The following is a 10494-nucleotide window of genomic DNA, read 5'->3' on the forward strand; positions in this document are numbered from 1 at the left end:
ACTATTTGTTTAAGATGAAATCGAAGATTACTTTTTCAATATGGGAAGGCAGATCGGCATTCTTTATCTTGAATTTTTTGACCCCCATTTCCCGAAGCCAGTTTCCCCAATAGGTCTGGATAATATCCTCGGCATAAGGATTGTCGCCATTATTGCTTTGGATGCCCAAAACCAGAACTTCCAAATTGTCAAGACCGTCGGTGGCAGGAATAAAACCGAGATTCTTTCTTTTCATTTCTTCTTTCCAATCCGATCTATTCAGTTGAAGTCTATTCAATAAATTGGGAGTCAAATAGGACGTCTTGCCATTTTTTTCATCCCTAAGATTTGCTTTATGGTACAAATAACCATCCGTTAAAATGACCAATATGTTCCTTCTACAGCTTTCAATGCAATAATCATCAATATGATTTTGAAAAAAACCCCAAGTATCGGAACCTGGGTATTCCCCTCCTTTTGATGCAGCCCGTGCCAGTTTATATATTTGGGTAGGCACAATGGAATACCGCTCAATGGTTTTGGGCATCCACTCATTTTTTGAAACTCCCTTGACATAGTCAATTTTCAATTGTTCTGCTAATGTGTTGATTTCGGCTTCTGATGGGGCAGGTTCAAAAAACACTTCCATCTTATCATAAAGCAATCCTAATCTCTTACCCCTGATATGGTTGTTGAACGATCTTGCCAATGAAAGAATGTATGAGGAGTCTTTGGTTTGCTGTTGTGGCAAATCAATTCTATCTGAAAGATCCAACAGAATACTTACGTTCAAATTGTTCTTTTTGTTTTTCAAAATATGGGGCTCACACGCAATATCGTTCTTTGCTCCCATTACAATATTGATTGCCTTCTCTTTTGTCCTAGGGTCATCTTTACAGGAAAGAGCAGAAAAAATAATCAGCGCCAAAAGCCCCCTTAACACTTTATTTCTCATTTTATAAGGTTTTTGTAAATACAGTATTCTGATAATCATCCCTAACACCAACCCTGTCCAAATGAACTTTGCTTACTTCTATACATTCTTCAATAAGCCTATCCTTTTCTGGTTTTGCTATGACCAATTTTTCATTGATAAAAGTCAACCATCCTTGTAAATATTCTGAAGCATATAACTTGTATTCTTTGGTAGGCACTATGGTTCCATCTATGATTCGTTGCAGCTCATTTATTCTTCCTCTTGCCTTTGTAATCTTTTCCTTTAGTCCCTGTATAAGGGATTTTAACTCGTCTATTTTGGCCTTGTTATCATGAATTTGCTCTCTGTGGATCGCTATTTGTTCGTTTCGCTTCCGAATGGCATTCTTGACCTTGTCCTTTTCTTTGTGTTCTTCCATCACAAAGTCAAAAATGAATCCCCAAATGAGATAGGCAATAAACCCTAAAAAAATTATCAACCAGAATTCTTGGCTTTGTACAGCTTCGGAAAATCCATATGTGGCATTTTCATCCACCACATTCAGCTCCCAGAGTTTTTTTTCGACAAAAAAGGCCAACAGGACATCAAAGGCCAATGTAGCCAAAACTACCCCAGTAAGTTTAAAATAGGAGACCAGTTTCTTCTTCTGATAAAACATGTGGATAAGATATCCCAGTCCAATAAAAATAAATGGGGCAAAAACCACAGTGGCCAATGCCTGAAATCCGTCTTCTGAAGCTCTAATGATGGCATCTGGCACATACCATCTTTGGTCGTCATAAGTAAATTGTTTTTCCATTGCAGAGTATACCACAGAAGCATAAAACGTAAACAGGTATACCGTAATAGGTGCCAATACCACTAGCCCTATCCAAAATTTAGCGGAAGCACCCTTCTTTGCAGGTACGCCATAAACATCAGGATTTTGTGGTAGGTCAGTAATCTCAAATTTTAATTCTTTAATGGTTTCATTTATTTCTTGGTTCTTATCTTCTTTTTGTTTGATACTATCACTGGCATTGTCAATGGCAACCTGAAACCCTTTGATTTCGGATTCTTTGGCATGCTGCTCTTGGGTATACGGTTTTTTGAGTTCTTCCTGTTTATGCCTTAACTCTTTTTCCTCATTCTCAAACTTTGCATAAATGGCATCCAAACAAATAGAGAGTGTTTGGGAGTTTCCCATATTTCTGGAACTATCTCTAAAACCTGCTTCATGATAAGTACGTTTTCTTGACTCCTCGGAAAGTCCATCATCACTTAATTTTAATATTGGATCCTTTGGTTTTAACTGTATCAAATCTTTTAATCCCATGGCTAGTTGTTTAATGCTGTTATGATTTCTTGTTTGGTTTTCTTGGCTTTTACCGCTTCAATCAAATAATTGGACAATGGTTCTATATTTTCATCCAAAAACCCGAAGAGCTTTATATACTTTTCCAAAGCGTTACGTTCGTCATCATTTACCACACCATCTGCCCAGATCATTGCCGTAAAATCGCATAAGAATTCAAGTTTTTCACTAAGTTCTTCAGGAACAAGATTGTTGGTGTCAATAGGCTGCAGCAGTATCCCGTCCAAATGTTCTTTTGAGATTCCCCGTTCTTCGGCAAACCCATAAAGCATTTTGAGTTCAAGAGCACTAAATTCACCATCGGCAAGTGCTATCTGGTACAGTCTTAAAAAGTGACTTTTGAGTACTGTGGGTATTTCTGTTTTTTCCATAATGGGTTGATTTATATAATTCGGTCTCGCTCGTATTTCTTCACTTTCTTTTTAGTAGTAGGTACAGGTTTTACTTTTTTTGGACGATTGATGATGACCTCTATGAGAAATAATATCCCTGTCAATATATCTAGGGGAACCCAATACATTTTTTTGTACAGGTATATGGGGAAAATGGGATTGAACAGTATCGCAACCAATCCGAACAACAGCACCCAATACAAATGCTTTCTGTTCTTGACAATGACCACCAAAGCCCCAATGAAGATTACCGTACGTAACAGCCAATAATATTCCCGGGGAACCCTTAAAACGGCCAAAAACAGCAGCAGGGCACAACAGGCAGAGGTAATGCGTACGATATTGTCAAAAAAATTTGTGCTCATTTGAAAAATTTAAATCTTTCCAAATCTCCATTAAAGGGTCGTATCATCAACCTCCGCATTGGGCGCATCAAGCTTTACCGCCGCAATGCCATTTTCACAACCCTGTTTGGAAACATACATTTCGCTTGTTGCGATCACTTTACCATTCGAGGCAAATAGGTTAAAGTAAAATTGATTGTTTCTACTTTTGGAGATAACGAATTTTGGAAAATCCATGTTTATCGGTTTTAATGGTTTGTTTCCCAAACGTAACCCCATTGCAACACAATCCCTTACAGATTTCCGTAATGCAAAAAGGTGTCGGAAAACTTTGTCAGTTCAATTTCCTCCGGAAATCGTATCGAGAACAGCCCAAAAAGGCACATCTCGATACAAAATCGCCTTGCGATTCCACTCGATGTGACATTACCAGTTTATATAAACAGAGGGTTAGTCTTCCCAACCGCATAGGGTACGGCCCATTTCTTTGGCCTTCTCTAAAGTGACCTCGTAGATTTTGGTGGAACAACGGGAAAGGCCTCTGCAATGCTTGTTATAGTGGTATTTTTTACTCCCTTTACCCTTGCAGATATAGACTTTGTCAGCATCCAAGGTTTCCCCAAAACCGCATAGGAAAACAAAAAGTACCGGGATTAGAATAATTCTAGTTGTCCTCATAATACCCTACCGTTTTCAATAGTTCTTCCTCAAACTGATAGATATCGTCAATGGATTCCATTAAATGTCTGGTTTCTTCCTTCTGCTCATCAAAAACACCCAGATACTTGTTCCCACCATTCAAATGAAGTCGACATAAGGGTTTTCGGTTGTTGTCATCCAACAAAATTCCGAAATACGATTGAGTATCCCTGTGAACAATGCGCTCAACAGGCAGTTTCCGTCTTAAAATGGCCACCACAATCCGATATCCTTCCAATTCTTCTTCCGTAGTGTTGACCTTGCTTATTTTTTCGGGTTCTTTGTCTTCTTCTTGCTGTTTCTCGGTTTCCTTAGTCAAGGCAGCGTTTAAACGGTCGTTGACCTTTTCGCTTATGGTCTGGGTAAAGGCCTTGCTTACCAAATCGGTGAATTCCCCCATTACCTTTTCGGTAAGCCGGCCTGAATAGACTTCTCCCGCAAACAGTCTCACAAAATCGTGCGAAGGGGATTGCAGTTCCTCGGTGATCAGTTTCTTTATTTCCTTGGTGTATTTTAATGAGCTTGCATTGTCCACAATCTCATCTATATTAAAGTTGGATTTGTGGAACTTGGCAATTTCATGGATGGTATTTTCCTTTAATTGGGTGATATCGAATTCCAAAAAGGGTTTTTCATCCATTTTATTGGCAGATTCCAAATCGGTGTAAAATTGATATTCGATACCATTGGTAAGCAGGGCAAACCGGGTTTTGGTGGTGTGAAAATACCGAAACAACTGGGAGTTGTGGGCGGTGAGTTTTTCCTTCCAGTTTTTACATTCAATAATAATGATGGGCTCCCCATTCTGAAAAATGGCATAGTCCACCTTCTCCCCTTTTTTAAGCCCCAGATCTGCCGTGAATTCCGGCACCACTTCGGTGGGATTAAACGTATCGTACCCCAATAAGTTGATAAATGGCAGCACAAAGGCATGCTTGGTGGATTCTTCGGTATCTATCCGGCCTTTGAGCTTGACCACTTTTTCGGCCAGGGCTTTGAGTTGGTTTTGGAGTTCCATGATTATAAACCTACATTTTTGGCTTCCTCTTTTTCAATTTCTTTCCACTTCTTATAATTGGTCTCATCCTCGGCTTGTAGAAATGCGGCTGCCACCATACCTGCTTGAACATAGGCATCCATGGCAGAACCGCTTCGCTTAGCAATTTCGTATTGCCGTATTGCATCTTCCGCTACTTGATTTTCAATTTTATTCATTTCAGTTTTCGCCTGACTTTCAAGACCGCCGCCAAAGAAGTAGCTTATTGTGATTGCAAGTATTACTATCGCTAAAACGAATTTGACTAACTTTTTCATAGACATCAATTTAAGTAGTATGACATTCTTTGGAACAATGCACACAACCATTGGATTGTATGTAGCTCTTCTTTGCTTCCCTAACTGCAGATTCGCAACTAGAATGAATTCCTAAATCTTTCTTACTAACAACAAGTGTTAGCCAATAACAGCCTTCTTTGTGAACCTCATGATCACCGTTTTGTTGAGCAGTCCTGTTGACATAATATCTTGGCATGATTTCAATTTTAGAATTAACAATCCAAACCTAAACCCATTAAAAGACAATCCCTTACAGATTTCCGTAAGGGACTCTAATTTGCTTGAACGGACAATAAGAAACGAATAGATTTTATTTCCTACTGTCCATTATGGATAGTTAATGGTCAGTGTTATAAAGCTTTTATTCACTTACTTGCTCTAAATGACTTTTCCATTCAACAGGAATGTCATTGAAGTCATAAACTTTCAATCCTCCATTTTGAACACTCGCTGTGGATTGTACCAAAGTTTCATTAAGGAATTCAGTTTCCAGCTTATACATGGCTCCAGTTGCAGGATCAATGATAAGCATGCCTATGAGCCCACCTAGAAGTAAATTTCCAAAGTACCACCCATCAAGTTTAAATTCTACTGGAAGTGTTTTGCTGTCATATCCAGTTTTTGAAAAAGTTACCTGGTATCTAGCTTTTCCAAAAAATCCGCTCCCTGCTTTTAACTTTAGTGTTGCAGGTGTTTGCCCAGAAAAAATTTCAATGCCTTTTTTGTCTTTTATGACAATTTTGGCCTCGCTTGGAGCACTATTGATTGATATAGGATAACTTCCTTTACTTACAATGGAAGCACAACTTGAAAAAAGAACTGTTGTTGCCATAAAAATGGCTGTCATCTTGAAGGTTGATTTTTTAATCATGCGAATGGTTTGGTTGGTCCTAATCGTATGGCTTTTCGGTTTCGCCTCGTTTTTAATAGTGGTTTCTGAACTCCACTTCAGTAATTCTATTAATAGACACTCAACTTGAGATTTTAACATAGCCCCAAACCTAACCCCATTAAAAAACAATCCCTTACAGAAATCTGTAAGGGATTAAAATTTATTTGAATAAAGGGGAAGTCCAGACTCAGATTTTACCTTCCCTGACCAATTTGGCTATCAGGTGATGTGTATTTTTTGCCCCAAATTCATCAAATAGCCTGCTCACTTTTTTGTCGATAGTGCTTTCGCTATTGGGAGTGATGTTCTGTTGCTTGAGCTTTTCAGAAATCTCCTTTTTGGTGAGACCGTCGGCAAGGTCCTTCAAGATCATAAGATCAAATTCATCCAGTTCAAACACATTATCCGTAACATTCAGACTTACATGGGGAGAAACAAATGTGCGGTTATGGTACACCTCTTGTATGGCGTTCACCAGTTCCGTTAACCCATTGCGGCCCTTGCATACATAAGCATTTATGTTTTCTTCCTTAAAAAGTGCATTGATCGTTGCTGGATTATCCACCATGGAATTCACAATGATCTTTAAATTGGGCTGTACACTTCTCGCGGCCTTTATAAGTTCTTGACCAGAGGCAAGTTTACGCTCCACATGGTCCTTTTTGAAATAAAAATCGGTGATCAACAGATCATACGGCTCTTTTTGGATGTGGGCCAATTTTAATCGATTGTAGGCCTTATCGCAATACAACTCTTCCTGGATTATTGGAATATGCAATTTGCTTTGAATGGCATCCACAATGCCTCGATTGGTATCTTGAAAGTCTTCAGCGATCAGAATTTTTTTGAACATAGTAGGTAACTGTTTTAGTTCGGAATGGTGATGTTGGCCTTAAAACCATTTCCCTTTCCTGAATCAAATGTAATGGTTCCCCCTATGGCCTGAATACGCTTTTCTGTATTCCGAAGTCCATTTTTGGCGTTCAGTTCTTCAATAGAGGCTCCAATACCATCATCGGTATAGTCCACTTCCAGCATTTTGCCCTTTCTGTGGAATGCAATGGTAATCAAGGTGGCTTCGCTATGCTTGTTCATATTGATCATTAATTCCTGAAGTACCTTGTACAGTACGGTTTTGGTCAATGGCGCTATGGTTGTCCAATTGATTTCCTTACTCCCAGTGATGAACAGTTTGACGCTTGGCGGTGTCCTAAAACGGAGCATTGCCAAAAATTCCTGCTTAAAACTAGGGCCAGTGTCCACATCATTGATCTCCCGGGAAAAATCCCTCGTTTGGTTATAAAGTGTTTCCAAATTGTCCAACACATTGGATTTATCGGCTTCGTTTTGCACCAATATCATTGCCTTGTTCAGCTTTCCGCCAAGGTCATCATGCAACTTACGGGACAGTTCAGCTTCTGTTTCCAAAGTGGCTTCCAGTTTTGCCGTTTTGTTTTCCTGTTGCAACCGTTGTGTACGTTGCCTAAAAAAGTAAATCCCAAAGCCCGATGTCAGCAAGAGCAATGCCAAGCCAAAGTAGGATATTGTTTTTTGGGTACGTTGGCGGGTAACCTCCAAGGCTTTTTCGGCATTTTCCTTTTCCAATCGTAAATTTTCTTCTTGTTTTACCTTATCATCATATTTATACTTGGCAAATTGGGTCTTTACCTTTAGTTCTTGCTCATACAAACTATCCTGTAAAAAAACATAGCGGTCACGCAGTTGCGCATTGTTGGGCTCCAAAGGCATCAAGAATTTTAAGGCATCCTTTTCTGCCCGCGGCATTTTTATGGTTTTTGACAGCCCGATCACGGTATCAAAATAGGCTTTGGCCACTTGGGGTCGGTCTTTGGAGTAAAATTCGCCCAAATGGGTATAGCTCGCAATTAGCCCCCTTTTATCATCGTTTTGGGTGCGTATATCCAATGCTTTTAAAAAGGAATCTGCTTTGTTTTCTTTTCCTGATAGCCATTGGGCGTAGGCCAGATTGTCCAATACCCGGGCATATAGTGTAGAAGAGTGGTCCAAAGAAGAATCCGAACTTATTTTTTGGAGTATCCCAATTGCATCTTTATACTTTCTATTATCAATAAGAGTTACAGCTAAATTATTTTTATAACCCAATTTATCTTTTTTGACACTGGATGCTGCAATTGCTTTGTTATAATATTTAACGGCATCTGAATAATTCAAAAGTTTGCGATGGTCCGTGGCCAAAAGATTATAACATTGTGCTATATACGTAGTGTCCTTTTTGGATTTTAAAAACTGTATGGCTTCGGTAAGGGTTTCTTTACTTCCAAAGAAATCATTAAAATCCTTTTGGATGGTACCCATATTTAAAAGGTTTCTGCCTACCCAACTACTATCACCAATTTGCTCATAATAACCTTTTGAAAGTGTATAATTTTGAAATGCTTTTTCTGAATTATGTACTATTTCGGAGAAATAATGGCCCATTAAATAATGTTGTCTTGCTAAATTGAAAAGATTATCATGATGAACAATGGAATCTACAAGTTCACCATGATAAATTAGCAAACTGTCATATTCCTCGTTTAGAAGATGAAGAACATTTTTTTGATAGAGAACATAACTGTAAAAGGTATCCTTCTCTTTTTTCTTTAAATAAAAGTATGCTTTGTTTGCAGCTTCGAGTCTTTCTTCCAATGAAATGTCCTTGTTTTTGGAAACTTCATATTGAAGTATAATGCTGTCACTAATACCTTGAGCTTCTGATTCGAAAACTGAAGTTCTAGGTGTACAAGAAAAGTAAAAGATGACTGCAATTAGTAGTGATATTTTTTTCAAACTAACATTTTATGAGGCATTAAAGAAAAAAGAGCCATACCCGAAAGCATAGCTCAAATTACTAAAATTATGGTGAATTAATTATCCCCATCTGGAGGCGGTGGTGGTGATGGATTTTCATCATCCCCTTCCGTTGCCACAGTATGGTACAATGTCTCAGTGTCTGCAATGTCTTCTTTGGCGCAAGAAAACATGAACATATTCAAAATAATGCCCATTAGGGCTATATAAACTCGTTTCATAATATTTGATTTAAAATTTGACAAAGGGGTGGCTGTCCGGGATTTTCCCAGAGTTGTCTTTGGCTTTTCAGCCACCCGTGAGTTTTGGAGTACTCCTTTGTTTTTGGAAAGTGGAAACTGTAAGCGGCAGACTTGGCTACTTTCCGATGGACCAAATACTGGCCGTCTTACAGATTTCCATAAAAATGAACCTTGTACAAATACTATGTTTAGCTAGACATAGCAGGAATTCATTTTCAGAGACAAAATTATAGGCAGTTAAAGGCTATCTTTATAGGTGATTCCAAGAATTCCAATGATTCCTGTGAATTCCATAAAAATTCCAGAAATTCCAAGCCAACCATGGAACCAAAGACAATTGAAAGCTATAAAAGAGAGATTTTAGAAAAGTATAGAAAGGATAAGGGTGGGGAAATGAGAGGTTATCTTGCCAACCCTACCCGTAGACAAATTAGGGAGGCCTGTCTTTGGCTATTGGATAAAAGAAGATTGAAGTATGATGAACAAACTTTAAACAGATTTTTTCAATTTGAAGAAGGTAAAAACAGGGTATTACATGTTCAACAGTTTAAAGCAGACAAGTTTCTGCCCATTGTTAAATTCCTAAAAGAAAAGACAGGTGATACAGGTACTGAGAATTTAGAATTGATTGCTTGGCTGATCGATTTTCGACCAAGACCTTATGTAGAATACTTAAAGTCCAATAATTCAACCTCTGGAGAATTCTCAATAGACAACTCTGAACCTGAAATTGTTGATGAAACAGCCAATACGAAGACAGTTACAAACCCTCCTCCATGGAAACTAATTGTTGCTATCGGCTTTGTCCTTGTAACTATTACATTGACCACATTGGTTTTAAAAAATCAGTCCTCCAATAGCCAAACACTCTCTCCAAACCAATGCATGGCCTGGGCCGACACCTTATATGTAGAGGTTTCTTGTGCCACAAAACCCTACTCCAAATACGGAACTTCAGTTGAACCCTTGGATAAAATGAAGCTGGAGAATTTCAAAAAAGTGGAGGTCGATATGGCCACCCAATTTTTTGCCGAAAAAACCAACAAACCCTTAATCTGGTATTACAAAAACAAAAATGGGGAAATTGAATACTATACTGCACCCGGTTTGCATCCCATAAACGGAGAAACCTTACGAAAAATAACACCTTATATTATTCAAACATACGTTCCTGTACATCGATATAAAAAGGAATCATTTATGCAACAATGACTTAAACCGGTGTCAATATTGATGACCTTGAGGTCGATTATATTTTTGTGGCCTACGGGCACCAATACCACGTTTTGGATGTTGAAGCTATTGCAAAGAACAATCCCAATGCTCCTTTGGTCTCCAATTTTGAAGTGGTAAGTTGGTTTGCCAACAAAGGCATCGACGGACATGGCATGAACCATGGCGGTAAGTTTAAATTTGACTTTGGCACCGCCAAATACGTGAATGCCATCCACTCCAGCATGCTGCCCGATGGCAGCAACGGGGGGGGGG

The 10494-nt window shown here is 38.7% G+C and carries 13 protein-coding genes and 1 pseudogene; 2 read left to right on the top strand and 12 right to left on the bottom strand.

Annotation, left to right across the window (positions count from 1 at the left end; translation table 11 throughout):
- Position 1 precedes the first annotated feature (1 nt).
- The 12 genes from GO009_RS10810 to GO009_RS10865 form a co-directional block, all read right to left on the bottom strand.
- A complete protein-coding gene (locus GO009_RS10810; protein WP_163626209.1) occupies positions 2-934 on the bottom strand; it encodes a hypothetical protein in 933 nt (310 codons plus the stop codon).
- A 1-nt stretch (position 935) separates the two neighbouring features.
- Positions 936-2231, bottom strand: a complete 1296-nt coding sequence (locus GO009_RS10815; protein ID WP_163626210.1) for a beta-carotene 15,15'-monooxygenase — start codon at positions 2229-2231, stop codon at positions 936-938.
- Between the two features lie 2 nt (positions 2232-2233).
- Positions 2234-2641, bottom strand: coding sequence for a hypothetical protein (locus tag GO009_RS10820; protein WP_163626211.1), 408 nt, complete (start codon positions 2639-2641; stop codon positions 2234-2236).
- A gap of 11 nt (positions 2642-2652) precedes the next feature.
- Entirely contained in the window at positions 2653-3027 is a 375-nt protein-coding gene (locus GO009_RS10825; protein ID WP_163626212.1) for a DUF6804 family protein, read from the bottom strand.
- 30 nt (positions 3028-3057) lie between these two features.
- Positions 3058-3243 carry a YegP family protein gene (locus GO009_RS10830; RefSeq protein WP_163626213.1) on the bottom strand — a complete coding sequence of 62 codons (186 nt, stop codon included), beginning with the start codon at positions 3241-3243 and terminating at the stop codon, positions 3058-3060.
- 213 nt (positions 3244-3456) lie between these two features.
- Entirely contained in the window at positions 3457-3684 is a 228-nt protein-coding gene (locus GO009_RS10835; protein ID WP_163626214.1) for a hypothetical protein, read from the bottom strand.
- Positions 3671-4723 (bottom strand): type I restriction endonuclease, encoded by a 1053-nt coding sequence (locus tag GO009_RS10840; RefSeq protein ID WP_163626215.1) that lies wholly within the window; start codon positions 4721-4723, stop codon positions 3671-3673. The genes GO009_RS10835 and GO009_RS10840 overlap by 14 nt, the downstream gene beginning before the upstream one ends.
- Positions 4724-4725: 2 nt before the next feature.
- Entirely contained in the window at positions 4726-5019 is a 294-nt protein-coding gene (locus GO009_RS10845) for a hypothetical protein (protein WP_163626216.1), read from the bottom strand.
- Between the two features lie 382 nt (positions 5020-5401).
- Complete coding sequence (locus GO009_RS10850) at positions 5402-5911, bottom strand: hypothetical protein (RefSeq protein WP_163626217.1); 510 nt, start codon at positions 5909-5911, stop codon at positions 5402-5404.
- A 208-nt stretch (positions 5912-6119) separates the two neighbouring features.
- Positions 6120-6785 (bottom strand): response regulator transcription factor, encoded by a 666-nt coding sequence (locus tag GO009_RS10855; protein ID WP_163626218.1) that lies wholly within the window; start codon positions 6783-6785, stop codon positions 6120-6122.
- A gap of 14 nt (positions 6786-6799) precedes the next feature.
- Complete coding sequence (locus GO009_RS10860) at positions 6800-8743, bottom strand: ATP-binding protein (protein WP_163626219.1); 1944 nt, start codon at positions 8741-8743, stop codon at positions 6800-6802.
- A 77-nt stretch (positions 8744-8820) separates the two neighbouring features.
- On the bottom strand, positions 8821-8985 hold the full coding sequence (locus GO009_RS10865; protein ID WP_163626220.1) for a hypothetical protein: 165 nt from the start codon (positions 8983-8985) through the stop codon (positions 8821-8823).
- Between the two features lie 342 nt (positions 8986-9327).
- On the opposite strand from GO009_RS10865, the gene GO009_RS10870 reads away from it, so the two are divergent.
- Complete coding sequence (locus GO009_RS10870; RefSeq protein WP_163626221.1) at positions 9328-10218, top strand: hypothetical protein; 891 nt, start codon at positions 9328-9330, stop codon at positions 10216-10218.
- 47 nt (positions 10219-10265) lie between these two features.
- Positions 10266-10494, top strand: a pseudogene (locus tag GO009_RS10875) (hydrolase); the annotation flags it as partial.

The organism is Allomuricauda sp. TY007 (assembly GCF_010468565.1).
In the GTDB taxonomy this organism is placed as follows: domain Bacteria; phylum Bacteroidota; class Bacteroidia; order Flavobacteriales; family Flavobacteriaceae; genus Flagellimonas.